Raw genomic sequence first — 23,307 nt, forward strand, 5'->3', positions numbered from 1 at the left:
ACCATGTCCACTGCCACCGTCGGAGATCTGGTTTCGCAGCCGTACAAGTACGGCTTTGTCACCGACATCGAAACCGACAAGATTGCCAAGGGCCTCAGTGAGGACGTGGTGCGGCTCATCTCCGCCAAGAAGAATGAGCCCGAGTTTCTGCTCGATTTCAGGCTGAGAGCCTTCCGGCACTGGCTCACGATGGTGGAGCCGGACTGGGCCGCCTTGGGCTACCCCAGGATCGACTACCAGGACATCATCTATTACGCCGCGCCCAGGCAGCAGGACAAGAAGTCCAGCCTGGATGAGGTGGATCCCAAGCTGCTCGAAACCTTTGACAAGCTGGGGATACCTCTGAGCGAGCAGAAGCGGCTGTCCAACGTGGCCGTGGATGCGGTGTTCGACAGTGTGTCGATTGCCACCACCTTCAAGGAGCAGCTGGCCGAGCACGGCGTGATCTTCTGCTCCATCAGTGAGGCCGTCAAGGACCATCCCGACCTGATCGAGGCCTACCTCGGAACCGTGGTGCCGACCAACGACAACTTCTTCGCGGCGCTGAATTCCGCGGTGTTCAGCGACGGCTCCTTCGTGTTCATCCCCAAGGGCGTTGAATGCCCGATGGAGCTCTCCACCTACTTCCGCATCAACTCCGGTGACACGGGCCAGTTTGAGCGCACGTTGATCGTGGCCGAGGAGGGGGCTTCGGTGAGCTACCTCGAGGGCTGCACCGCCCCCATGTTCGACACCAACCAGCTGCACGCCGCGGTGGTGGAGCTCGTGGCTCTTGACGATGCCTCCATCAAGTACTCCACCGTGCAGAACTGGTATGCCGGCGACGAGAACGGAGTCGGCGGCATCTACAACTTCGTGACCAAACGCGGTCAATGCCGCGGTGATCGCAGCAAGATCAGCTGGACCCAGGTGGAAACGGGCTCCGCCATCACCTGGAAGTATCCGAGTTGTGTGCTTCAGGGTGCCGATTCGGTCGGTGAGTTCTATTCCGTGGCCCTCACCAACAACCATCAGCAGGCCGACACCGGCACCAAGATGATCCATGTGGGCCCGCGCACCCGCTCCACCATCGTGAGCAAGGGGATCAGTGCCGGCCATTCCTCCAACAGCTACCGCGGTCTGGTGCAGATCGGTCCCAAGGCGGTGGGTGCCCGCAACTACAGCCAGTGCGATTCGATGCTGATCGGCGATCAGGCCGCGGCCAACACCTACCCCTACATCCGTTCCCAGCAGCCCGATGCTGCCGTGGAGCATGAGGCCAGCACCTGCCGCATCTCCGAAGACCAGCTCTTCTACCTCCAGAGCCGTGGCATCGGTTTCGAAGAGGCCGTTTCGATGATGGTGAGCGGATTCTGCCGCGATGTGTTCAACCAGCTGCCGATGGAATTCGCCGCCGAAGCCGACAAGCTGCTGGCCCTGAAGCTCGAGGGATCCGTGGGCTGATTTCCCACCCCTGCTGCCCATTTCCGTTCCGTTCGCCCTCCTTACCCCCTCGTTCCGTGATCCGTCCCGACGCCCCGGTTCTGCTTGAGATCCAAGACCTGCATGCCTCGGTGGAGGATCAGCCCATTCTCAAGGGCGTGAACCTCACCATCCGAGCCGGTGAGATCCACGCCGTGATGGGCCGTAACGGCAGCGGCAAGAGCACCCTGTCCAAGGTGCTGGCGGGCCATCCCGCCTACACCGTGACGGGCGGATCGGTGCAGTACCGCGGCGAGAACCTGCTGGACCTGGACCCGGAGCAGCGGGCCAGGGTCGGCCTCTTCCTGGGTTTCCAATATCCCGTGGAGATCCCCGGCGTCAGCAACCTCGAGTTTCTGCGGGTCTCCACCAATGCCCGCCGCGCTGAGCGCGGCGAAGAGGAGCTCGACACGTTCGCCTTCGAGGATCTGGTGAAGGAGCGCCTCAAGGTGGTGCAGATGGATCCCGCCTTCCTCGAGCGCAGCGTGAACGAAGGCTTCAGCGGCGGCGAGAAGAAGCGCAACGAGATCCTGCAGATGGCGCTGCTGGAGCCGGTGGTGGCCATCCTCGATGAAACCGATTCGGGGCTGGACATCGACGCCCTGCGCATCGTGGCCGGCGGAGTGAACCATCTGGCCAGCCCCGACAACGCCACGCTGCTGATCACCCACTACCAGCGTCTGCTCGGTCTGATCACCCCCGACCATGTGCACGTGATGGCCGCCGGCCGGATCCTGCGTAGCGGCGGCAAGGAACTGGCCCTGGAACTGGAGCGCACCGGCTACGACTGGGTGGACCAGGAGATCGCACGGCTCGATGGCTCGGCCGAGCGCCAGCCCGTGGAGGTGGGCTGATGGTGTCGACGCCCGTGGCCCCGCTGGACTCCCCCACCACCGCCGACTGGCTCGCGGACTTGGCGGGGGCGCCCCTGCCGAGCCGTCGCCAGGAGGACTGGCGCTTCACCGATCTGAGGACGCTGCGCAGCCTGCAGCCCCGCCTGGGCGATGCTGCCGCTGCTCCCTGGACCGCTCCCGAGCTGCCGCAGGGGGTTGCCCTGCTGCCGCCCGAGGACGTGGTGAACCAGCTGGATGGCTGCCTGGCGGCCACCGGCTGCCTGGACCACTGGCCGGTCCGCCTCAACCGCGGCGCCCGCCCCTCGGTGCTGGCGCTCCGGGTCTCTGGCGATGCGGCTCCTCTCGAGCTCCCCTGGAATGCCGGCTCCGGCGCCGGTCTGCAGGCGCGGCGCCTGCTGCTGGTGCTGGAGGCGGGGGCCAGCTTGGACCTGCTCCAGGTGATCCGCGGCTCCGGCCCGCAGGCGCTCAGCCTGGTGGTGGAAGTGGAGATGGGCTCCGGCAGCCGGCTCACCCTGGGCACCCTGGCCCCCGGCGGTGACGGCCAGGCCAGCCTGCTCACCCATGTCGCGGTGCGCCAGGCCAGCGGCAGCAGCCTCAGCCTGGTGACGGCCACGGCGGGTTGGGCCCTGCTGCGCCAGGAGCCCCGCATCGTGCAGGCCGACGGAGAGGCCAGCACCACCCTGCGGGGACTGCAGCTCGTGAAGGGCGACCAGATCGCCGACACCCACAGCCAGGTGCGCTTCGATGGCCCCGCCGGCCGTCTCGATCAGCTCCACAAGGCCGTGGCGGACGAGCGGGGCCACAGCATCTTCAACGGAGCCGTGCAGGTGCCCCGGGCGGCCCAGCAGACCAATGCTTCCCAGCTCAGCCGCAACCTGCTGCTCTCCGACCGTGCCCGGGTGGACACCAAGCCCGAGCTGGAGATCGTGGCCGACGACGTGAAGTGCGCCCACGGCGCCACCGTGACCCGCCTGCAGCGCGAACAGCTCTTCTATCTGCAGAGCCGCGGCATCGCCGCCGCCCAGGCTGCGGCCCTGCTGCAGCGGGGCTTCTGCGAGGAGGTGCTGCGGGACCTGCCCGCGGCCGCCCATGCCCACCAGCCCCTGCAGGCCCTGCTGGGAGCCGCCTGACGTCCATGCCCTCTCCTTCGGCCACCGTCAACAGCCTGCGGGGCGAGGCTCCCGCTGTGGCGCCCCCCCCCGCCGAGAACCTGGCCGCGCTCACCCGGCCTGATTTCCCCCTGCTGGCCCAGACGGCCTGCCTCGGCCAGCCGCTCATCTACCTGGATCACGCGGCCACCAGCCAGAAGCCCCGCCAGGTGCTCGAGGCTCTTCAGCGCTACTACGACCACGACAACGCCAACGTGCATCGCGGTGCCCATCAGCTGAGCGCCCGGGCCACCGAGGGCTTCGAGGGGGCGCGGGCCAAGGCGGCGGCCTTCATCGGCGCGGCCAGCCCGCGCGAGATCGTGTTCACCCGCAATGCCAGCGAGGCGATCAATCTGGTGGCCCGCACCTGGGGTGAGGCCAACCTCCGGGAGGGCGACGAGGTGGTGCTCTCGGTGATGGAGCACCACAGCAATCTGGTGCCCTGGCAGCAGCTGGCAGCCCGAACCGGCTGCGTGCTGCGCCATGTGGGGCTCACCGACAGCGGTGAACTCGACATGGACGACCTGCGGGCCAAGCTCAATCCGCGCACGCGCCTGGTGAGCCTGGTGCATGTGAGCAACACCCTCGGCTGTCTCAATCCCATCGCCGAGATTTCTGAACTGGCCCATGCGGTGGGCGCCCTGGTGCTGGTGGATGCCTGCCAGAGCCTGCCCCACATGCCCGTGAATGTGGCCGAGCTCGGCTGCGACTTCCTGGCGGGAAGCTCCCACAAGCTCTGCGGGCCCACCGGCATGGGCTTCCTCTGGGGCAGGGAAGCCCTGCTGGAGGCCATGCCCCCCTTCCTGGGCGGCGGCGAGATGATCCAGGACGTGTACCTGGACCACAGCACCTGGGCGGATCTGCCCCACAAGTTCGAGGCCGGCACCCCGGCCATCGGCGAGGCGATCGGCATGGGCGCCGCCCTCGACTATCTCCAGGCGATCGGGCTGGATCGCATCCACAGCTGGGAGCAGCAGCTCACCTGCCGGCTGTTCGAGCGGCTGTCCGCCATCGACGGGGTGCGGATTCTCGGCCCCACCCCCGAGCAGCAGCCCCACCGTGGCGCCCTGGCCGCCTTCACGGTGGACGGCCTCCATGCCAACGACCTGGCGGCCCTGCTGGATTCCGCCGGCATCTGCATCCGCAGCGGCCACCACTGCACCCAGCCCCTGCACCGTCTCTACGGGCTGCCGGGCTCCGCCCGGGCCAGCCTCAGCTTCACCACCACGCCCGAGGAGATCGATCGCTTCGCCGAGGAGCTGGAGGGCACGATCGCGTTCCTGCGCGAGCACAGCTGAACCCGGCGGCCCAGCCCCAGCTGTTGGTGGCGGTGCTCGGCGGCCGCGCCCCCGGCTGCCACATCGAGCTGCACGACGTGCGCTTCGTGGCGGCGGCCACGATCGAGGCGGCGATCCCGGCGCTGCGGCGGCAGTGGTTCGGGCGGCGCGAGGGCCTGCACCTCGACGCCTGGATGGCGGTGCGGGCGGTGGATGGCTGGACGGTGCAGCTGTGGCGCGAGCCTGGCGCGCCCCGGAGCGAGCGGCTGTGGTTCGTGAACCTGGGCGCCTACCGCCCCGACAGCCTGGCGGAGCTGCACCACTTCGGCCTGGTGGTGGCCGCCTCGGCCCAGGCTGCCAAGGCGGCAGCCAAACGCCGCTGGCTGAAAGGCGCGCTGCAGCAGCACAAGGACGACCTGGCGGCCGTGGACGACTGCCTGGCGCTCGAGCAGCTGGAGCTGTTGGAGCCGGGGGGCGGAGGACGCTGGCACGTGGTGCTGGAGCCGCACCCCGAGGGCCTGAGCCAGCCCCAGGTGCCGGACTGGTTCGGCTACCGGCCGATCTGACGGTGACGTGGACCTTGGCAATCGGTCCAGGGTGAATGAGAGTCTTGAGCCGGCCAGACTGGGCCGGGGACTCCACCATGAAACGAATCCGCCACACGCCCGAGCAGATCATCAGGAAGCTCAAAACTGCCGAGCAGCTGATCGCCCAGGGCAAGACTGTTGCGGAGGTCTGCCGTGTCATCGAGGTGACGCAGCCGACGTATCACCGCTGGCAGTAGTTGGAACGGGTAAACGCAGGGAAAAGGCAGTCGAAGCTGGCAGCACACTCACTTCCTAATGCTCCTAGGAGCCCGCTGACGCCACCGATCCAGCCGCAGCCCAAGGTGAAGCTGCACGAGCGCGGTGTGATCAGTACCGAGGAGCTGCGGCACCAGCTGGCGCTGGCCTGCGCCAACGCGATCAGCAGCCCGACGCTGGATGACAGCCCGGCACCACGGCCCTGGGAGGCGCCAGGGGTGCAGTCACCAGAGGTGCAAGCGGCGGGGGGTGTGGACGGATGACGGGGCCGTTGGCAGCCCGGGCGATCGTCTGCAGGCTGCGGGCGTGGAGATGCTGCGCTGCCAACTGCTGATCGGTCCGCCCTCGTGCGGCATGACCACAACCACCCCGGGGCTCGCACCCCGGTTTCAGGGCCGCGAGCCCGTCCGGAGGAACGGTCGGCGGCAGGGCCCTGGTGGTGCCGTGCGGCTCAGTCCATTGGCAGCACTCACGAGAAACTGCGGCCTTGGCTGCCGGGGGATCGTTCAGGCCGTATTGGTCACCGTCAGTGGCTTCGGAAGGATCCTGGGCAAGGGTACCCTCCTTGAGATAGGCCCGACAACCACACCCTCAAATTCTGTGGTTCCAATCGTTTCCCCTGTGGTACGCATAAGACCCGGCAGAATGATGATCTGAAAAATGATGGCCGGCAAGCCTGCGAACAGGACAATGGTGAACCCGTAAGCAAGAATGATTTCGGTAAATGATTGCGGCATGATATGTCTTCAACTTTTGTATGGAATGAGGACTGGAGGCAGGCCTCTGGAGCCGGGCTCTGCTGCCTGACGATTTCCGGTCAAAAGATCCTTCGGCGGAGAGATCCATGCGATCCGGGTTGTTCACCGCTCCCTTCGCTAACGCCATCCATAGGGGGTGTGCCGAAGAGCGATTGGCGGGAGTCGGGTGGAACCCACGATAAGCACCTGCCCCATCAGTCAGTCAATGACTGATGGGGGCTTCTGGTGATCAACCGTGGTGGAGCAAGGCACCAAGGCCAAGCTGCTGGAGGATTCCCTGTCCTGAGAGGGCCTCCACCATCAGGCCGATGACGAAGCCGAGCATGGCCATGCGACCGTTGAGGAGCTCGGCACGCCGGTGGAAGCCCCATCCGCTTTCACTTTCTGGGCTTGCCAGATACATTCGCGGTTCAATGACGCGCGGATCGAGGAGCTGGGTATCCTCCGAATCCCACATCCCTCCTTCCGATTCGGCATAGTGATTGACATGGACCCGTTCAGGGGCCTTCGTTGAAGATGACATGGCGATAGATCCTGTGAGTGAAAGTCTGTGAGTGTCTCGAAGAAGTTGCGCTGGATGGAAATCAGCCATGACCTCCAGGTCCATGGCAATTCATCAAGGTCTCTGCGCTTCGACTCTGCTCTGCCCTGATCAATGACTGCCAGGGGGCTTCTCCTTGAGATCACCCTATAGGCAAACGGTCATGGCAAACCGCCTGCCCAGGGGATGATCTGGTGAAGGGCGGATTCCCCTGCCTCCCCGGTCAGCCAGGCGGGCCTCATCGAGGTTCCAGAGCGAGGAAACCGTACCGGAACCCAGCAAGTGTCGTGATCGACACAATGGTTCGTAGACGATGGGTCAACACACACCAGGAGGGAGAGGCTTAACCAACTAGTGGCAGTAATCATCAGCGTTGTCAAGGTCTCTCTAGAGAGTGTTGACGTCACGTGGTAGTGAACACACGCCCTTTCCAACTCACCTGCCCACGCTCCAGATTGAGGATGGCCAGAACGAAGACACTCAGAAAGAACAGCACCGGGATCGGGAAGACCAGGTGGATCCAACGGAAGCGACCGACCCGTCGGGTGAGCAGCAAGAGCTGAATGAAGTACGCACCGTAGATCAAGCCGTTGAACGCAATGGCGCGCTCGCCGATCATGGGCCATCCGAGTAGCAACGCCGGTAGCCACAAGGCAGCCCAGAACAGACCTGAGAGCCATAGCAACACCGCGAGCATCCGCGGCCAGCGCACCTCACCAGCGGCGGTGGCGAAGTTCTTGTTGAATCCCTGCACCATATCGCGCAGACCGCCGGGATACATGCGGTAGGAGATCTGACTGTGGCCAATAAGCACACTCACCGGCAGACTGACTGCTTCATAGCAGTGTCCCAAAAACCAATCTTCGACCACCTTTCCAGCCACGGCGGCATGGCCCCCTGCCAGATCGTAATCACTGCGAGTGGTGACCATCGCTGGCCCAAAGGCTACTCCGCTGACGTGGACCGCGGAAACCGGTCCAGGGTGAATAAGAGTCTTCAGCCGGCCAGACTGGGCCGGGGACTTGACCATGAAGCGCACCAGGCACACAGCGGAGCAGATCATCCGCAAGCTCAAAACCGCCGAACAACTGATTGCCCAGGGCTAGACCGGCGTCGAGGTCTGCCGTGTCATCGAGGTGACGGAGCTGACGTACCACCGATGGCGCCAGCAGTACGGCGGCATGCAGGCCGAGGAGGTCAGGCGGCTGACCCAGCTGGAAAAGGAGAACGCCCGGCTCAAAAAGCTGTTGGCAGAAGCCGAGTTGGAGAAGGCGATGCTCAAGGATCTCGCCGAGGGAAACTTCTGAGCCCGGAACGCCGTCGCAGGGCCGTCACGGTTCTGCAGGAGCGTTACCGGGCCTCTGAACGCCAGGCCTGCCGGGTTGAGGGACAGCACCGCAGCACCCAGCGCCATGCAGGCAAGGTCGTCGACATCGAGGAGGCAAAGCTCCGCCATCGTCTCCGCGAGATCGCAGCGGAGCACATCCGCTGGGGACGCCGGATGGCCTACCGCCTGCTCAGACGGGAGGGCTGGACCGTCAATCACAAGCGGGTGCAACGGCTCTGGCGGGAGGAAGGCCTGCAGCGGCCCACTCCCCGGAAGCAAAAGCGGGCAAGGCCCGCAGACGGCTCGGTGCGGCGTCGCCGGGCTGAGCACCCCCACCAGGTGTGGGCCATGGACTTCCAGTTCGACGCCACCGCTGATGGCCGCAGGCTCAAGTTCCTGAACGTGATCGACGAGCACAGCCGCTTCTGCCTGGCCATCCGAGTCGGGCGGCGCTGTAAAGCCAAGGACGTGGTGGCGGTGCTGGAGGAGCTGACCAGCCTCTACCCCGCGCCAGCATTCATCCGATCAGACAACGGACCGGAGTTCATTGCGCAGGCTCTACGGGACTGGTGCGAGGCCAGCACAACCACCAGCACGGCTTATATCAAGCCAGGATCCCCGTGGGAGAACGGCTTTGCCGAGTCGTTCAATGGTCGGTTCAGAGATGAGTTCCTCAACACCGAGTTGTTCACCACAGCTCCGGAGGCTCAGATCCTGGCCGATCGATGGCGCTGGGAGTACAACTCACTCAGGCCGCACTCGGCTCTCCAAGGACTGACGCCCCTGGAGGCAGCTCAACAGGGGGCTGCAGCATGACCACACCCACCCACTCTCATAAGGCCTGGAGCGATCAAGGGGGTCACGTCACCGGAGCTGAGCGGCGATCAGGTGGCGTGGATCCAGAGTTCGGCCTGCTCGTGGTGGGCGGCGTCGAAGAAGCGGCTTTCCGCACCGATGAAGCGGGACAGCAGCCGCTGAGCCAGGTGCTGCCACTCCTGGTTGCCCACCACGGCCACCCGTCGCACGGCGCGCCGGTGCTCCCGCACCAGGGAGAGGTGATCGCCCAGGGCGGCCAGGCCCGACCAGCCGTCGAACTCACGCAGATCCACCAGCAGTTTCAGGGGGGTGGGGCCGCTGAACAGGCTGGCGATCTCGGCCTCGCGGGCCTCGTAGGCACTGGGCTCGAGCTGCCCGATCAACCGCACCTGCAGCACGCCGTCGCTGGCCTCCAGATGGATGCTTCCGAGCGACTCCCCCAGCCAGAGGCGGGCCTGCTCCTCGCCGGCGGCGGGGAACAGCTGCACCGGACAGGGCATCAGGGCGCCGATGGCGCGGATGGCGGTGCGCAGCCAGGCCACATCGCTCACCACGGCGATCCGCTCGAAGCCCTGCCAGTGCCGCAGGCCGAGCAGGGTGTCGTCCCAGGCCGCAGCAAGGTCGTAGCCCTCGAAGTCAGCGTCGAAGCAGAGCATGGCCTTGATGCGGTCGTACTCGGCGATCGCCTGCTCCAGGGCGGGAACGAGCACCTGGTCGTAGTCCTCGCCGTGAATCCGGCCGTGGAGGCGGAACCCCACGGTGCCGGCCGGCAGGCCCTCGATGGTTTCGATCATGGCGGCTCCTCCGGGTGGGGTGTCCCGCAGGCAGGGTCCTGCGGGTGGGACCCCGCCTGCCCTGCTCGCAAACTAGGAGGGGCCTGGAGCCACGGCTCGCTCCAGCCTCAACTCTCCGCATGAACATTGACGGCAAGGCCTGGCGCACCATCTGGCTCGAACCGGGTGGCCGTTCGGTGGGGGTGATCGATCAGACCCTGCTGCCCCATCGCTTCACCACCCGCAGCCTCACCAGCTGCGACGAGGCGGCCGAGGCGATCTGCACCATGGTGGTGCGGGGGGCGCCGCTGATCGGCGTCACCGGCGCCTACGGGCTGATGCTGGCGCTGCAGGCCGACCCCGGCGATGGGGCGCTGGAGGCGGCGTTCGCCCAGCTCGATGCCACCCGGCCCACGGCGATCAACCTGCGCTGGGCGCTGGAGCGGGTGCGCGATCGGGTGCGGCCCCTGCCACCGGAGCAGCGGGCGGCGGCGGCCGGGGCGGAGGCCGCGGCGATCGCCGAGGAGGATGTGGCGATGTGCGCCGCCATCGGCGAGCACGGGCTGGGGCTGCTGCAGGAGCTGGCGGCGGTGCGGCCGGCCGAGCGGCAAGGCGAGCCCTTGAACGTGCTCACCCACTGCAATGCCGGCTGGATCGCCACGGTGGACTGGGGCACGGCGCTGGCGCCGATCTACAAGGCCCACCGCGCCGGCCTGAAGGTGCACGTGTGGGTGGATGAAACGCGGCCGCGCAACCAGGGCGCCAGCCTCACCGCCTGGGAGCTGGGCCGGGAGGGGGTGCCGCACACGGTGATCGCCGATAACGCCGGCGGCCATCTGATGCAGCACGGCCGGGTGGATGCGGTGATCGTGGGCACCGACCGCACCACCCGCAGCGGCGACGTGTGCAACAAGATCGGCACCTACCTCAAGGCCCTCGCCGCCCACGACAACGGCGTGCCGTTTTATGTGGCCCTGCCCGCCTCCACGATCGACTGGTCCACCAGCGACGGGGTGGCGGAGATCCCGATCGAGGCCCGCAGCGCCAGGGAGCTCACGCACATCCAGGGCCTGGGCGCCGATGGCGCCATCACCGCCGTGCGGCTCACGCCGGAGGGCAGCGAAGCCTTCAACCCCGCCTTCGACGTGACACCGGCGCGGCTGGTGACGGCGCTGATCACCGAGCGGGGAGTGGCGCCGGCGAGTGAGGCGGGGCTGCGGGGGCTCTATGGGGAAAGGCCGTGACCACAGCAGCGGGGCGGCGGAGCGTTGATGGCATCGGTATGTGCGCCCCGTTCGCTGGAGACAACGGCGCATCCAACTGTGCAGGTCATCCAGCTGCTATCCGTTGCCAGGTTCAAGACGTGAATGGCAGCATCCTGTTCAGTGATCAAGCGCGTCGGATGTCTTGCCGGCGAACCTGCAGCGCCCACGCAATGGGTATGGATGACCACCTGTTCTGCGCGGCGCCGCAATGAACGTGCGGAGGTGAGTATTCAGCTCATCGGGCGAGACAACGACGCAGGGCCTTGTTGTTCTGATTTCTGATTCACGGGTTGGATTCAAGGCCACAAGAAAGATGTTCCCCCTTGACACGGGGTCTTCCGTCACCATGACCAGTCTTCGTCATCAAAACGCGTGGCCGTCATGTCATTGAGAAGACTCTCTGGCCCCCACGTGGATGCTGCCTCTGCCGATCCAGCCCTTGGATGCGTGGCAGGCCTGATGGTCACCACAGCCGGAGCGGCCTCGATTTCGACGTCATCCGTCAGTCCAGCAACCTGTAACAGCGGCTTGGCGAGCCGTATCCCTCTCGAATTGCCGATTTTGCCCAGCTTCCCTCGAACCACGGCCATCTCTCGCCAGCGTGCTCACATGGTGGCCACGCTGGAGTCCGCTGTTCTTGCTGGGGATCACCGGCAGGACGAAGCCATTCCCCACACGGCCGTTCCCAGGCGGTTTGGCCTTTCCATCCGCTGGGCTCAGATCCCGGTTGTGCCTCAAGAGGCCCGGATCGCCCGCACCCGGTGTTCCTGCGGGCTGATGCCGCGGACTCGCTTGAAGGCTGCGCTCAGTGCGAACGGCGTGCTGTAGCCCAGGGCGTTGGCAACCGTGCCCACAGTGGCCTCCGGGTCGCAGAGCATGTCGGCGGCGAGGGCGAGTCGCCAGCTTGTCAGGAACTTCATCGGCGATTCTCCGACGACGTCCCGGAAACGCCTTGAAAGCGCCGAGCGTGAGGCCCCCACTTCGTGGCAGAGCTGCGCCAGCGTCCATGGAAACGCCGGTTGCTGATGCAGCACCTGCAGGGTGCGGCTCACCAACGGGTCGCTGTGGGCCCGATACCACGTGGGTGCGCTGGCGGATGGACGTGTGAACCAGGCGCGCAGGATCGCGATCAGGAGGAGATCAATCAGGCGGTCGAGCACGGCCGCCTGGCCCGCACACTCCTTCTCCATTTCCTCGCACAGCAAGCTCACGAGCGGCGAGCCCCAGGTGTCGTTGGACAGCGTCAGCACCGGGGGCAGCACACGCAGCAACCGATCACTGATGTCGCTGGTCGACTCATAGGCGCCCACCAACATCAGCGTTGAGCCGTTTGGATCGTTACCCCAGGTGCGAACCCCGTGCATCAACTCCTGCTCGAGCGACTCCCCGTTCAGGTTGGTGCAGCGTTGACCGGGGTGAATCACGATCTCTGGTGCGGTGTCCGGGTGATCTGCCACGCAGTAGTGCAGCGGCGCCCGGGTCACGGCAACGTCGCCCACGCCGAGGCGCACCGGCTCGCTTCCGTCGGGCACAACCCAGGCGTGGCCGCGCACGATCGCCAGCACCGTGATCGGGGACTCGGCAAGGATCCGCAGCGACCACGGCGGACGCATCACGGTCCGCAGCGCGAAGGCCCCACGCGCCCGCGGACCGTCCAGCAAGCCACCAAACAAGTCCATCATTCCGAGGCTAGGGCTGGACGCTCGCGTATGGATCTGAGCAGCTCAGCGATGGCCTGAACGGAGAGTCCTGCCGAGGATCTGAATCGACCCTCTCATCCAACGGATGCCAAGCACCCACCACACCACCACGATCCTGGTGATCGGAGCGAGCGGCAAGACCGGCCGCCGCGTGACGGATCGGCTCGTCGCCCTGGGCCGGCGGGTTCGTCCCGTGTCCCGCTCGACGCAACCACGCTTCGACTGGCAGGACCCCAGCACCTGGTCGCCCTGCCTCGACGGCATCGCCGCCGTGTACATCACCTACTTCCCAGACCTGGCCCTGCCCGGCGCGGCCGAGACCGTGGACGCGTTCGCGCGACTCGCCGTTGCGCGCGGTGTTCGGCGGCTCGTGCTGCTCTCCGGCCGCGGCGAGGCGGGGGCCCAGCGCGCCGAACGCTACCTGCAGAACTCGGGGGCCGATTGGACGATCGTCCGCTGCGCGTTCTTCAACCAGAACTTCGATGAGAACTTCGCCGACTCCGTGCGCCACGGCATTCTCGGGATGCCGGCCGGTGACACCGCCGAACCGTTCGTCGACGCCGATGACATCGCCGATGTCGTCGTGGCCGCACTGACCGACGACCGTCACATCGGCGAGCTCTACGAACTGACAGGCCCTCGCCTGCTCACGCTCGCCGAAGCCGCGCAGGAGCTGGGCGCCGCCATTGGCCGGGAGGTGCGCTACGTGCCGCTGAGCGCCGAGGAGTTCGGCGCCGAGCTGGGAGCCCACGGGATGCCTGCAGCGGACGCCAACCACCTCGCCACATTGCTCAGTGAGGTGCTCGATGGCCGCAGTTCCCACACCGCTGATGGCGTGTGGCGGGCGCTGGGACGCCCAGCGCGCGACTTCGCCGATTATGCGAAGGACACCGCCGCGACAGGCGCCTGGCGCCTCGAGACGCTGGCTTCATGACCCTGCGGATCATCAGTGGATCAACAGGGCAGCGCTCCTCGGGCTCTCCCTTGCCTGCTCACACGTCTCACGGCCTGCCTGTCTTGACCGCCTGGTGAACCGTTGCTGCCAGGGCTTGTGCCGACCGGTCCAGGCCCCCACAACACCCAAGCCGCGCTGAGGCCTGGCTCAAGGGGACTGCTCCTTCGTTCCTATTCCTCCATCTTGATGGATCAGCCTTGGGCTCAGCATTCATTGCAACGTCTTCTAAAGATGAGCCCGTCGCAGTGAACTGTGACGCGGTCTGCATCTGGCTTTCCACTATCTCCGAGAGGACCAGAGGGATATCGCGCCTTCTCGAGCAGAGGGGGTATGGGCTGATCAGCGCAACCGAACGAGAACGCACCAAGGCGATCAGGGTGCGACGGACCGGCAAGCTCCATCACGCTTTGAGTAAGTTGCGGGAGATGAGCCAACGTGCATCGGAGCCATGCCAGAGGAGACCATGCCCGGCGGAAGTCGATCCCATGTGGTCGTCATCGGAGCCGGATGGGCTGGCTGGGGCGCAGCCAAGGCACTCTGTGAAGCCGGTATTCGTGTCAGCTTGATTGATGGGATGCCTGATCCAACAGGCCGTACGCCAATCACAACGAAAAGCGGTAAACCGTTCGAGGCAGGCACCAGAGGTTTTTGGAAAGACTATCCAAACATCAATGCCCTCACCGATGAACTCGACGTTGGTGATATCTTCACTGACTTCACAACCAGTGCCTTCTGGTCGCCCGATGGGTTGGAAGCAACAGCGCCTGTCTTTGGAGCGGCACCCCAATGGCCCAGCCCCCTTGGCCAGATGGTGGCAACAATCACCAACTTCACACGACTACCCATTCAAGACCGGCTCAGCATCGCAGGGCTTCTCTATACGATGCTTGACCTCTATCGCAGCGAAAAGACTTTCCAACAGTACGATGATCTCGATGCGCAATCACTCTTTGTCAAGCTCGGCATCAGTGATCGGCTCATCAATGAGTTCTTGCGCCCCACCTTGCTGGTTGGCTTGTTCAAGCCGCCCGAAGAGCTTTCGGCCGCGGTCACGATGGAGCTCCTCTATTACTACGCCCTGGCCCACCAGGACTCCTTTGATGTCCGTTGGATCAAGTCGAAGAGCATCGCCGAACATCTGTTTTCGCCTCTGAGCCGAAGGCTGATCTCCCGCCATCATCTGCAGGTCCTTGGGGGAACGTTGGTGAGCCGGGTGACCATGTCGTCTGACTCGCAGCGCATCCGCTCGGTTGAACTTCAGAACCTGGCAACCAACACAGTTCAGGTGATTGAGGATGTGGATGCTGTGGTTTTGGCCGTTGGTGCAAAGGGTCTGAAGTCTCTGATGGATCAATCACCAGACCTCAGCAAGGCAGTTCCAGAGCTTGTTGACGCTGCTTCGCTTGGTTCCATCGATGTCGTGTCAGCACGTCTATGGCTGGATCGCTATGTTCCAGCCGCTTACCCAGCCAACGTGTTCTCCCGCTTTGAATCACTGAAGGGCTCTGGGGCCACGTTTTTCATGCTGGATCAGCTGCACAAGGATGCGCAGCAGGCTCTCTGGGGTGAGGAGCAGCCCCAGGGCTCGGTGGTGGCCAGCGACTTTTACAACGCAACGGCCATCGCAGCCATGAGCGACCAGGAGATCATCGATCGGCTCACGGGTGACCTTCTTCCCATCGCGCATCCAGAATTCATCCATGCCAGGGTGGTTGATTCCGAGGTACGGCGCTATCCAGGTTCGGTGTCGCTTTTTTCTCCGGGCAGTTTCAGAAAGCGGCCACCCATGGAAACCTCAGTGGAGACGATCGTCTGCGCTGGCGACTGGGTGCGGATTGGCGACCACGAACACGGAGCCAAGGGTCTGTGTCAGGAACGCGCCTATGTGTGCGGGCTGGAGGCAGGGAACTCCCTGATCAGGCGCAAGGTTGTCAACGGTGCCGATCACTCGCATCCCGTTCTCCCGATTCGAGCAGACGAGCCACAAGTCGTTCTAGGCCGTGCTCTCAACAAGCTCGTGATGAATCCAATCGAAGCCCTCGGTCTGAAGCTGCCCTGGTTCAACTCCTAGCGCGTGTTGGACTGAAGGGTTCGGACAGCAGCGCCTCGATGCGGAATCGACACAGGCGGCATTCCACCCTGGGCTGCCCTGATCAGGACAGCGCCGATCTGGCCACCTGGTATCCCACCCGAGTGCTGGTGAACGGCTTCGACATCATCGTTTCTGGAGGGAGGAGTGCGATTGTACGAGCGGAAACCTCTCAAGGGGCATGGAACAGGTTTCATGAAGCAGAGGACAACCGATCGATGGTTGCTTCATGTGGCGAATTCAGATGATTGATAAGCTTCTTGGTGATCTGCTGGCAGATTCCTGATCGATCAAGGCGTTCACTTGATCAAATTCAGCAACGCTGGAAATTTGGTTATGATCCTTTAAGCGCTGCCGATAACGCTCACCATCACCTGGACGCAGGGAGTCGCTGATTCTAGTCAAGTTAATTTGGGGGCGGCTCAGGTGGATGGTGTTGTTCGGCGACACACACAGCACCTATGCGACTAGATCAGCTGGGAAGGACCCAAGTAAGCCTCGGACAAGACTCACGGCCGCTGCGTCATGCACCAACAGATTCTGAACAGCGGCTTCATACTGAGTTCGATTCGCAAAGCTGAGAGCCTTGGCAATGGCGTCAAGCGCTGCAGACTCTCGAATGGGATACCTCTGCAGCACCCCGACGAAATCAGATGCACTGACTAATGCCTGAATACGCGCCTCTTCATCTTGAGCACACTTCGCAAAGTCGATTTCTGCAGTACGTTTACCCCCCGCTGCTACCTCACCCTTCTTCGGCAGAAGTGAGAAGACCTGCGAACGCGCAGACTTTTCTGCGATCCGTACGCTGAGATGCTTGGCATTTTCACTAATCGCCTTGATGGCATCGACCTTTGCCTTCTCAAGCTTTTCTCCCAAATCGCCGCCTACCACAGACGCGAGCTTCTCGCCAACCAGTCTCTGAACTTCGGGATGATAGTAGATAGATTCAACTGAATACACGTTTAGTGGAATCACGCCCTTGGCCTGCAGGTCGGCGATTCGCTCGGGCTCAGACGAGTCGTTATCAACCAGACCGAAGGGCTTTACCCAGTGAAGTTCACTTGTGTTTTTGATGCCAACAACCGCATCCTCAACCTCACGACAGCTACCCTTGGCTACGATCGATGCATTCGGGAAAAGTAAGCTGTAAAGAGGCTTGTCAAGGCTGTGCTCGACACCCTCGACAAATACGATTTTTCGTCGTTCACCCAGGATAGTTCGCTTCAGATCGTCATCGATTATTGTGCAGTTCTCCAGTAAATCGATATCGTAAGCACTAACCGTGTCTCCCTCGTAAACGCAGGAGCGCGTCAGCAATACCTTTGAGCCAAGATTGTCGATTGGGAGCAGAGGCTCGTGCGTAGATACGATGAATGCACATTCGGGCTTTTCCTTAAGTAATAGTGTCAAAAGCGGGGATACGATTGAACGATGTAAGTGCCGCTCCGGCTCATCTATAAGGAGAAGTGTTCCCGCTGGCACCGTCAACACGTTGGCGGCAATGAGGATCGCGTTTCGTTCTCCGTCGGACAATTTGGCGATGCTATATGACTGACTGCCGTTCCTAGACGCCATGATCTCGTCGTTCCCTTCGACTGACACTGAGATGTCGAGATTGGCTAGCCGCATTAAGCGGTTCAAGGTTGAAAATGCTCCATCCTTGGCGGCTAGCTTGGTCACTTCATTAGTGTCTTTAGCATCGACGGCCCGCGTGATTTGTCGAGCACGAACGTTTTCAGAATTAACTAGGTCATAGATTGCCATCTGAGCACGCTGCTCTGAGTAATCGTCCATCCATCGTGCATTTATCTGCCGATCATGATGAAACACATTCTGCTCATACTCGGCACGTTGCCTGCCGGTGAATTCTGGTGATCCAGATCGAAACCAAGTCTGGCGATGCGCGGTGATTCGTCGCGTCTTGTCTTGGCTGGCTGAAGCAAATGCCTGCATAAGACTTGATTTCCCAGTACCGTTGGCACCCAGTATGAAGACCATTTCCCCTACGTTCACCGACAGTGTAAGAGGGCCCGAAGGCTTGCCGGTAGGGATCGATAACGAAAATGGCATCTCAGGTAATCATGAAAGGTTGGGTCTGCATCCGTGTCGCGGCAATGTTCGCCGAACGCTCACCATCACCTGGCCGCAAATAGCTTCGCCCAACAGGGACCAACTTACGGTGGCGGCTCAGGTGCATGGTGATGTTAGGCACCCTTGCTGGACATGGCAGGCACATCAATCTCCTTGATACAGGTTTGGCGGGATAAGCACAGAACGCAGTCGATAATCATAAGTAGATCTTCAAGCGGAATCGCATCTGTTGCGGGAGCTCCAATCTCTGCCAGGTCCGAAAGCACCTCTGGAGTTCCCACATTACCTGGATTGATCACTGTCACAGATATCCGGTCAGGCCGAAGCTCTTCTCGCAAAGAGTGGACCACACCTCGGAGCCCAAACTTCGAAGCAGAATTTGCGACCTCTCTGCTTGGAAAGTTATCACGCCCGGAAAGAGCTCCCATGAAGATGATCTTCGGATTGCTGGACTTTCTCAAAGCAGGCAGCAATGCCTTTACGATTCTGATGGGTGCCATGAGATTGACATTTAGAACTCTAGCAATGTCATCATCAGAGCAACTTGAAAATGAATATGATGACGTAAAGGCATCTGTCTCCCAAGTGCCTCCCATGTAGAGAAGAGAATCTAGGACTCCTTCCCCAGCAGCGTCTGCAACAGTACTGACTCCCTCAGGAGTCGAGACATCAGCCTTAATCCACTCGCCATACTTTGAGACAGAGCGCGATACAGACAATACTCGTTCTGATTTTGCAACGAGGTGTCGCGCAACAGCCTCCCCAATCCCTCTGCTGCCTCCAATGATCGCGACGTTTGCCATGTCAGGAGTTTCAGGTGTGCCTAACGCTGCCCCTGAGTGGCAGGAAATGAGCGTATGGCGTCTCAGCAGAGAGCCGTTGGCGTCCTGGCCACTCGAGGGGCTTGTTAGCTGTTCAAGCTGCCCCACCTCAAATAGAACGCAAAAAACGGATCAGTTACATGCAAAAGCTTATCCTCTTCATCAAAGTCGATTACAGGAGTTGAACTCTGATCAGTTGCAGCTATATCTGACATATGCTTCAATACTCTCGCGACTTCTTGAAGTTGCGGCGGTGACTGAGCAGACACCTCGCGAATTGCAGCTCGCATCTCTTCGTATTCAATCGTTACGAGGCCCGGTTTCAGGAAGGCTAGACCGTGGAGAACAAGCCCATAAATGTCTACCTCGCTGCCATTTTTAAGCTGGCGCGGAATTCGGTCAGAACGCTGCCTCGGCCCTCGAGCTAGCTTTTCAAAAATAGGACGGCCAATCGTCTCAGCAGTCTCAACGAAAACTCTGTTAGTTCCCTCTGCATCAGTATCTGCGGTCTCTCCGTTAAAGGATGTCGTAATTCCACGAACACGGCAGATCTCACGACAGAACTCCTGCATGAGATGTGGGCTACCTATTGAATTCGCGGCCAGTTCCTCAGTTAGCCTATCCGATAGTGCACTGTCCAATAGTGGAAAGCCTGTAGATGGAATATAGGCAAGTTCGGCAGGCGACCATGAAGGTATCTCAACAGGAAGGATGCGGCCAGTCATCTCACGCTCAACTTTGAGAGCGTCGTATCTACGGTGAGGTATTGCGATTAGTACTACTGGCAGGCCGTCAAAAATTAGCGGCTTCAGGGCTCTGACAATCCCACCTTGTAGCTCGCGCGGAAGATAGTGGAAGTCATCAACGATCAATGGCTTGCGAGCCTCCGCTAGCCCCTTTAGAGCGATGACGCGAGAGGATACAGATCGTGTGTTGCTAGATGTGGTCGTTCGCCCTGTGGACATACTGCCACCTACTTCTCCCTCGCCCTTTGCAATTAGAAAGTTCGCTCCGGCTGTTCCCTTGGCAGCGACCTCCGCTCCAACCACCTTTTCCTGCCCTATTTCCGCTTCTTGAAAGAGTGAAAGCTGATCAATGACTGTTGTCCAAAAATCGTCTTCTTCTCCCACTGCACCGCCATCAACCCAGATTGAGTCCTCGCGAGGCAAGATATTGCGTACCAACACGGTCTTGCCTGACTTTGTGTGGCCGGTAACGATTACCAGTTTGCACAAGTTATCTCTCACTTGCCCCACGCGCTCTTCGAGCTGCAACTCAAGGCGGGGATTGTATGTGTGGCGTGGAAATCCGCCCGGCACGAACACGTCTGTGAAACGGTATTCGGCCATACTCATCAATCTCCGTGGAAAATACTTATGGTGGCATCGTAGCGGCTTGGTCGGGAATTCGCACTGGGCCCTGAAGAGGAGTCAAAAACAGCTAACGCCCAAGATCAGCGGCGGGATAAGGCCCTTGCAGTGAATAGAATCTCTGCCCCCGTCCGCTGAATCTTGATGTTAGGCGTCAGCTGCTGTGACCTGTCCTTTGTTCCATTCGTCAGTAAGCAACCCTGAAAAGCCCCAGTCTTCATACTCAATCTCCTGAATTACGACATGAGTGTGTTCGGGTTTCTTGCCTAGTACAGCAACAAGAGAATCCGTAATATCTTTCACCAGTTGCGCCTTCTGCTCGCGCGTGGCACCTTTAGTGATCTGCACATTGACATAAGGCATGGGGCTTCCAACTCGAGATTCTAAAGCTTAGCGAGGGTTGTGGCTGCAACCTAAACGGCCTAGGTCAGCTGATAAAAGGGCATGCAATGAGACAAATCAGAAGCTAGAGCAGTTAAACTCTAAACGAGCTAGATCCATTATGGAAAGCCAATAAATCGTTGAGCTGCAGTGCCTGCGTCAAGCCAAGGCGCCTTGTCATCCCAAAAGATATTCTTGTCTGGCAGGATTGAGACCTCGCTGTCAAGACTTCCCGCTGGGATGATCAGAGACGACATCCTTTTGTTTAAGAAGGGAAGCGCTGATCCACAGTTACCGCAGAATACCCGGGTAAAGGACCTCTCGCCAGGATAATCAAAGCGTCTTATAAGCTCCGAACCAGATCGCCAAACAATCGGCGAAGGCTTTGCCAGTATATTTGAGGCAAACGCCGTTCCTGAAAGCTTTCTACATTGTTGGCAATGACAAAAGTAAAACTCTTCCAGCTCAGCCGCTATGAAGAATTTTACCTTTCCACACAGGCAGCTGCCGCTCAAATTGACTTCGGTCATGGCTTACATCCTAAACGCCTAACTAGTCATTGGAGGGTTCCGTGAACCACGCTCCAGGCCCCTTCGCGTTCCGATAACCACAGAAGGAAGCCCTGTTCGGATCCCGCTGAATCCCCATGCGCCAATCGGTTTAACAAGATGGATCGTAAATCTAGCCGTGGTTCACGGGTCCGCAAACCACATGTTCTGCTGGCTACAGAATGTCGGCGGGGCTGCGCACGCCCAGCGGCCCACGGTTGAGCACGTGGGTGTAGATCATCGTGGTGCTTACGTCCTTGTGGCCCAGCAATTCCTGGATCGTGCGGATGTCCTGGCCGCGCTCCAGCAGGTGGGTGGCAAACGAATGGCGGAACGTGTGGCAGCTTGCTGCCTTGGATACTCCAGCGGCAGTAACTGCCCGCTTCACGGCTTTCTGCACCAGGCTCGGATCCAGATGGTGGCGTCCCTGGGTGCCTGAGGTTCGATCGTGCCAGCGATGCTCCTGGGGGAACACCCACTGCCAGGCCCACTCCCGAGCGGCGTTTGGGTACTTCCTTGCCAGGGCATGGGGCATCAGCACCTGGCCCCACCCGGCAGCCAGATCCAGCCTATGCAGTCTGCGCACACCCAGCAGGTGGTGCTTCAGGTCTGCCACCAGGCTCTGGGGCAGCAGGGTGAGTCGGTCTTTACCCCCTTTCCCATCCCGCACGGACAGTTCCCGCCGTTCAAAGTCCAGATCCTTCACGCGCAGCCGCAGGGCTTCCATCAAGCGCAGGCCGCTCCCATAAAGCAGTCCCACCACCAGGGCCGGATCCCCCTCCAGGTGGTCGCGAACAGCACGCACCTCGGCCTCGCTCAGCACCACCGGCAACCGGCGTCGGTTCCTGGCGCGCACCACGCCATCCAGCTCGAGGTCACGATCCAACAGCTCCCGGTACAGAAACAGGAGCGCTGCCAGGGCCTGGTTCTGGGTGGAGGGGCTCACCTGCAGGTCCACCGCCAGGTGGGTGAGGAAGCTGTTCACCTCGGCGCTGCCCATCTCCCGGGGATGCCGCAGGTTGTGGAAACGAAGAAACCGTCTCAACCACAGCTCATAGGTCTTCACCGTCCTCCGCGCGTAGTGGCGGGTTTGCAGCTCCTCCCGATAGCGCTGGATCAGGCCTGCAGGTTTGGCCTCGGGGGTCATGGTCATCGACGGCTTGGGGCTGTTTCAGGTTTGCCTCGCGCCTCCAGGCGCCATCAGCGCAGCACGAAGCGCTCCTGATGCACCAGCTGCCCGTCGGCGCGGATCTCCAGCCGGTAGAGGCCGGGGGGCCAGGGGGTGCGGGTCGGGGCCAGGGTGAAAAACACCGACTCCTGCCCCGGCTTGGTGTCCACAGAGGCACTGTCGATGCGTTGATCGGAGGGCACCCCTTCCACCGTTTCGGCGAACCAGGTGCCCTCGAAGCGGCTTCCGCTGCGGCTGCCGGTGGCGAAGTGATAGGTGAAGCGGGGGGTGCTGAGCGGAAATTCGAAGCCGTCTGGCGTGTAGGTGCGGGTGGGCTGGGCCGGCAGAGGGCCTGGGGCGAGTAGCGCCAGCGCCGCGATGGCTCCAGCCCTGGGAAGGAGGTGCATGGTGAGGGCGGGGAAGATGTCACACCTCCTGCCTAGCCTCAGCCGCTCAGGGATGCTTCGCCATGGCGGCCACAGAGCAGGAGTTGCGACAGCAGCTGGTGGCCACGGCGCGGGCGATGGGCACTGCTGGCATCAACCAGGGCACCTCCGGCAACCTCTCGGCCCGGATCCCCTGCGGGCTGCTGATCACCCCCAGCGGTGTGCCCTACGACGCCATGGCCCCCGGCGATCTGCTGGCCATCGGCTTCGACGGCCATCCGCTGGCGGCGCCTGAGGCCAGCGCCGGCGACGCCCCGGACCAGACCCTGCGGCCCTCCTCGGAGTGGCGGCTCCATGCCGACCTGCTCCGCTGCCGGCCGGATGTGGAGGCGGTGCTGCACTGCCATTCGATCCAGGCCACCGCCCTGGCCTGCCACGGGCGCCCCATTCCCCCCTTCCACTACATGGTGGTGATCGCCGGCGGCGCCGATATCCGCTGCGCCCCCTACGCCACCTTCGGCAGCCAGGAGCTCTCGGATCTTGCTCTGGAGGCGCTGGAGGATCGCCGCGCCTGCCTGTTGGCCCAGCACGGCCAGGTGTGCCTGGGCGGCAGCCTGGCCCAGGCCCTGCGGCTGGCGATCGAGGTGGAAACCCTGGCCCACATGTACCTGCAGGCGCTGCAGCTGGGGGAGCCGCCGCAGCTCTCGCTGGAGGAGATGGGGCGGGTGGCCGAGCGCATGGCTGCGCTGCACTACGGCCGCTGAGCCCCTCC

At 62.3% G+C, this 23,307-nt stretch carries 23 protein-coding genes and 1 pseudogene; 12 read left to right on the top strand and 12 right to left on the bottom strand.

The window, feature by feature from the left end; all coding sequences use genetic code 11:
- Positions 1 to 3: 3 nt before the first annotated feature.
- The 7 genes from sufB to CPCC7001_RS15615 all read left to right on the top strand — a co-directional run bounded on the left by sufB (position 4) and on the right by CPCC7001_RS15615 (position 5,806).
- Entirely contained in the window at positions 4 to 1,443 is a 1,440-nt protein-coding gene (sufB, locus tag CPCC7001_RS11955) for a Fe-S cluster assembly protein SufB (RefSeq protein WP_006909624.1), read from the top strand.
- 56 nt (positions 1,444 to 1,499) lie between these two features.
- Positions 1,500 to 2,315 carry a Fe-S cluster assembly ATPase SufC gene (gene sufC, locus CPCC7001_RS11960; RefSeq protein WP_006911230.1) on the top strand — a complete coding sequence of 272 codons (816 nt, stop codon included), beginning with the start codon at positions 1,500 to 1,502 and terminating at the stop codon, positions 2,313 to 2,315.
- Entirely contained in the window at positions 2,315 to 3,445 is a 1,131-nt protein-coding gene (gene sufD, locus CPCC7001_RS11965; RefSeq protein ID WP_006910492.1) for a Fe-S cluster assembly protein SufD, read from the top strand. Before sufC ends, sufD begins: the two co-directional genes overlap by 1 nt.
- A 5-nt stretch (positions 3,446 to 3,450) precedes the next feature.
- On the top strand, positions 3,451 to 4,761 hold the full coding sequence (locus CPCC7001_RS11970; protein WP_006910314.1) for a SufS family cysteine desulfurase: 1,311 nt from the start codon (positions 3,451 to 3,453) through the stop codon (positions 4,759 to 4,761).
- Positions 4,762 to 4,784: 23 nt separating this feature from the next.
- On the top strand, positions 4,785 to 5,306 hold the full coding sequence (locus CPCC7001_RS11975) for a DUF1543 domain-containing protein (protein WP_006909117.1): 522 nt from the start codon (positions 4,785 to 4,787) through the stop codon (positions 5,304 to 5,306).
- 77 nt (positions 5,307 to 5,383) lie between these two features.
- Positions 5,384 to 5,524 (top strand): transposase, encoded by a 141-nt coding sequence (locus CPCC7001_RS11980; protein WP_156796770.1) that lies wholly within the window; start codon positions 5,384 to 5,386, stop codon positions 5,522 to 5,524.
- A gap of 105 nt (positions 5,525 to 5,629) precedes the next feature.
- On the top strand, positions 5,630 to 5,806 hold the full coding sequence (locus tag CPCC7001_RS15615; protein WP_006911056.1) for a hypothetical protein: 177 nt from the start codon (positions 5,630 to 5,632) through the stop codon (positions 5,804 to 5,806).
- Positions 5,807 to 6,530: 724 nt separating this feature from the next.
- Here CPCC7001_RS15615 and CPCC7001_RS15855 read toward each other — a convergent pair.
- Complete coding sequence (locus tag CPCC7001_RS15855) at positions 6,531 to 6,908, bottom strand: chlorophyll a/b-binding protein (protein WP_225867242.1); 378 nt, start codon at positions 6,906 to 6,908, stop codon at positions 6,531 to 6,533.
- Positions 6,909 to 7,245: 337 nt separating this feature from the next.
- Positions 7,246 to 7,773, bottom strand: coding sequence for a hypothetical protein (locus CPCC7001_RS11995; protein ID WP_006910453.1), 528 nt, complete (start codon positions 7,771 to 7,773; stop codon positions 7,246 to 7,248).
- Between the two features lie 97 nt (positions 7,774 to 7,870).
- Here CPCC7001_RS11995 and CPCC7001_RS14600 point away from each other — a divergent pair.
- Positions 7,871 to 8,985: pseudogene (locus CPCC7001_RS14600) on the top strand (IS3 family transposase).
- A gap of 68 nt (positions 8,986 to 9,053) precedes the next feature.
- Here the strand turns inward: CPCC7001_RS14600 and CPCC7001_RS12010 are convergent.
- Positions 9,054 to 9,779 carry an STAS/SEC14 domain-containing protein gene (locus CPCC7001_RS12010; RefSeq protein ID WP_006911176.1) on the bottom strand — a complete coding sequence of 242 codons (726 nt, stop codon included), beginning with the start codon at positions 9,777 to 9,779 and terminating at the stop codon, positions 9,054 to 9,056.
- Between the two features lie 119 nt (positions 9,780 to 9,898).
- Between CPCC7001_RS12010 and mtnA the strand changes: the two genes are divergently transcribed.
- Positions 9,899 to 11,002: an S-methyl-5-thioribose-1-phosphate isomerase gene (mtnA, locus tag CPCC7001_RS12015; RefSeq protein ID WP_006909686.1), complete on the top strand. Its 1,104-nt coding sequence runs from the start codon at positions 9,899 to 9,901 to the stop codon at positions 11,000 to 11,002.
- A 138-nt stretch (positions 11,003 to 11,140) separates the two neighbouring features.
- Here the strand turns inward: mtnA and CPCC7001_RS14605 are convergent, their stop codons facing one another.
- Together CPCC7001_RS14605 and CPCC7001_RS12020 are read right to left on the bottom strand one after the other, a co-directional pair.
- Positions 11,141 to 11,371, bottom strand: a complete 231-nt coding sequence (locus CPCC7001_RS14605; protein WP_156796771.1) for a type II toxin-antitoxin system PemK/MazF family toxin — start codon at positions 11,369 to 11,371, stop codon at positions 11,141 to 11,143.
- 386 nt (positions 11,372 to 11,757) lie between these two features.
- Positions 11,758 to 12,705, bottom strand: coding sequence for an AraC family transcriptional regulator (locus CPCC7001_RS12020; protein ID WP_369699349.1), 948 nt, complete (start codon positions 12,703 to 12,705; stop codon positions 11,758 to 11,760).
- Between the two features lie 103 nt (positions 12,706 to 12,808).
- Between CPCC7001_RS12020 and CPCC7001_RS12025 the strand changes: the two genes are divergently transcribed.
- Positions 12,809 to 13,657 (top strand): NAD(P)H-binding protein, encoded by an 849-nt coding sequence (locus tag CPCC7001_RS12025; RefSeq protein WP_006910606.1) that lies wholly within the window; start codon positions 12,809 to 12,811, stop codon positions 13,655 to 13,657.
- 469 nt (positions 13,658 to 14,126) lie between these two features.
- Positions 14,127 to 15,749, top strand: coding sequence for an FAD-dependent oxidoreductase (locus CPCC7001_RS12030; RefSeq protein WP_006910966.1), 1,623 nt, complete (start codon positions 14,127 to 14,129; stop codon positions 15,747 to 15,749).
- A gap of 477 nt (positions 15,750 to 16,226) precedes the next feature.
- On the opposite strand, the gene CPCC7001_RS14615 is transcribed toward CPCC7001_RS12030, so the two are convergent.
- From CPCC7001_RS14615 to CPCC7001_RS12045, 7 genes are all read right to left on the bottom strand, one after another.
- Positions 16,227 to 17,840, bottom strand: a complete 1,614-nt coding sequence (locus tag CPCC7001_RS14615; protein WP_006911502.1) for an AAA family ATPase — start codon at positions 17,838 to 17,840, stop codon at positions 16,227 to 16,229.
- Between the two features lie 134 nt (positions 17,841 to 17,974).
- Positions 17,975 to 18,664, bottom strand: coding sequence for an SDR family oxidoreductase (locus tag CPCC7001_RS14130; protein WP_050757134.1), 690 nt, complete (start codon positions 18,662 to 18,664; stop codon positions 17,975 to 17,977).
- A gap of 104 nt (positions 18,665 to 18,768) precedes the next feature.
- On the bottom strand, positions 18,769 to 20,031 hold the full coding sequence (locus tag CPCC7001_RS15295) for an ATP-binding protein (protein ID WP_043370075.1): 1,263 nt from the start codon (positions 20,029 to 20,031) through the stop codon (positions 18,769 to 18,771).
- 168 nt (positions 20,032 to 20,199) lie between these two features.
- The gene (locus tag CPCC7001_RS14135) at positions 20,200 to 20,415 is read right to left on the bottom strand and encodes a 4-oxalocrotonate tautomerase family protein (protein WP_006910812.1); all 216 of its coding nucleotides are present in this window, start codon (positions 20,413 to 20,415) and stop codon (positions 20,200 to 20,202) included.
- Between the two features lie 137 nt (positions 20,416 to 20,552).
- A complete protein-coding gene (locus tag CPCC7001_RS16070; RefSeq protein ID WP_050757135.1) occupies positions 20,553 to 20,963 on the bottom strand; it encodes a GFA family protein in 411 nt (136 codons plus the stop codon).
- Positions 20,964 to 21,156: 193 nt separating this feature from the next.
- Positions 21,157 to 22,134: an integron integrase gene (locus CPCC7001_RS12040; protein WP_006910822.1), complete on the bottom strand. Its 978-nt coding sequence runs from the start codon at positions 22,132 to 22,134 to the stop codon at positions 21,157 to 21,159.
- Between the two features lie 47 nt (positions 22,135 to 22,181).
- Positions 22,182 to 22,556, bottom strand: coding sequence for a hypothetical protein (locus CPCC7001_RS12045; protein WP_006910657.1), 375 nt, complete (start codon positions 22,554 to 22,556; stop codon positions 22,182 to 22,184).
- Positions 22,557 to 22,618: 62 nt separating this feature from the next.
- Here CPCC7001_RS12045 and CPCC7001_RS12050 point away from each other — a divergent pair, with 62 nt between their 5' ends.
- The gene (locus tag CPCC7001_RS12050; protein WP_006909036.1) at positions 22,619 to 23,299 is read left to right on the top strand and encodes a class II aldolase/adducin family protein; all 681 of its coding nucleotides are present in this window, start codon (positions 22,619 to 22,621) and stop codon (positions 23,297 to 23,299) included.
- Positions 23,300 to 23,307: the final 8 nt, after the last annotated feature.

This window comes from Cyanobium sp. PCC 7001, assembly GCF_000155635.1.
Taxonomy (GTDB): domain Bacteria; phylum Cyanobacteriota; class Cyanobacteriia; order PCC-6307; family Cyanobiaceae; genus NIES-981.

Bases quoted from the DNA above. Each gene is read 5' to 3' on its own strand.
- CPCC7001_RS12030 (WP_006910966.1), top strand. From the start codon at position 14,127: ATGCCAGAGGAGACCATGCCCGGCGGAAGTCGATCCCATGTGGTCGTC.
- CPCC7001_RS14130 (WP_050757134.1), bottom strand. From the start codon at position 18,664: ATGGCAAACGTCGCGATCATTGGAGGCAGCAGAGGGATTGGGGAGGCT.
- CPCC7001_RS12010 (WP_006911176.1), bottom strand. From the start codon at position 9,779: ATGATCGAAACCATCGAGGGCCTGCCGGCCGGCACCGTGGGGTTCCGC.
- CPCC7001_RS11995 (WP_006910453.1), bottom strand. From the start codon at position 7,773: ATGGTCACCACTCGCAGTGATTACGATCTGGCAGGGGGCCATGCCGCC.
- mtnA (WP_006909686.1), top strand. From the start codon at position 9,899: ATGAACATTGACGGCAAGGCCTGGCGCACCATCTGGCTCGAACCGGGT.
- CPCC7001_RS11970 (WP_006910314.1), top strand. From the start codon at position 3,451: ATGCCCTCTCCTTCGGCCACCGTCAACAGCCTGCGGGGCGAGGCTCCC.
- CPCC7001_RS14615 (WP_006911502.1), bottom strand. From the start codon at position 17,840: ATGCCATTTTCGTTATCGATCCCTACCGGCAAGCCTTCGGGCCCTCTT.
- sufB (WP_006909624.1), top strand. From the start codon at position 4: ATGTCCACTGCCACCGTCGGAGATCTGGTTTCGCAGCCGTACAAGTAC.
- CPCC7001_RS12040 (WP_006910822.1), bottom strand. From the start codon at position 22,134: ATGACCATGACCCCCGAGGCCAAACCTGCAGGCCTGATCCAGCGCTAT.
- CPCC7001_RS14135 (WP_006910812.1), bottom strand. From the start codon at position 20,415: ATGCCTTATGTCAATGTGCAGATCACTAAAGGTGCCACGCGCGAGCAG.
- CPCC7001_RS15855 (WP_225867242.1), bottom strand. From the start codon at position 6,908: ATGGACCTGGAGGTCATGGCTGATTTCCATCCAGCGCAACTTCTTCGA.
- CPCC7001_RS12050 (WP_006909036.1), top strand. From the start codon at position 22,619: ATGGCGGCCACAGAGCAGGAGTTGCGACAGCAGCTGGTGGCCACGGCG.
- CPCC7001_RS12045 (WP_006910657.1), bottom strand. From the start codon at position 22,556: ATGCACCTCCTTCCCAGGGCTGGAGCCATCGCGGCGCTGGCGCTACTC.
- CPCC7001_RS15295 (WP_043370075.1), bottom strand. From the start codon at position 20,031: ATGGCCGAATACCGTTTCACAGACGTGTTCGTGCCGGGCGGATTTCCA.
- CPCC7001_RS12020 (WP_369699349.1), bottom strand. From the start codon at position 12,705: ATGATGGACTTGTTTGGTGGCTTGCTGGACGGTCCGCGGGCGCGTGGG.
- CPCC7001_RS14605 (WP_156796771.1), bottom strand. From the start codon at position 11,371: ATGGTGACGGAAGACCCCGTGTCAAGGGGGAACATCTTTCTTGTGGCC.
- CPCC7001_RS12025 (WP_006910606.1), top strand. From the start codon at position 12,809: ATGCCAAGCACCCACCACACCACCACGATCCTGGTGATCGGAGCGAGC.
- sufD (WP_006910492.1), top strand. From the start codon at position 2,315: ATGGTGTCGACGCCCGTGGCCCCGCTGGACTCCCCCACCACCGCCGAC.
- CPCC7001_RS16070 (WP_050757135.1), bottom strand. From the start codon at position 20,963: ATGACCGAAGTCAATTTGAGCGGCAGCTGCCTGTGTGGAAAGGTAAAA.
- CPCC7001_RS11980 (WP_156796770.1), top strand. From the start codon at position 5,384: ATGAAACGAATCCGCCACACGCCCGAGCAGATCATCAGGAAGCTCAAA.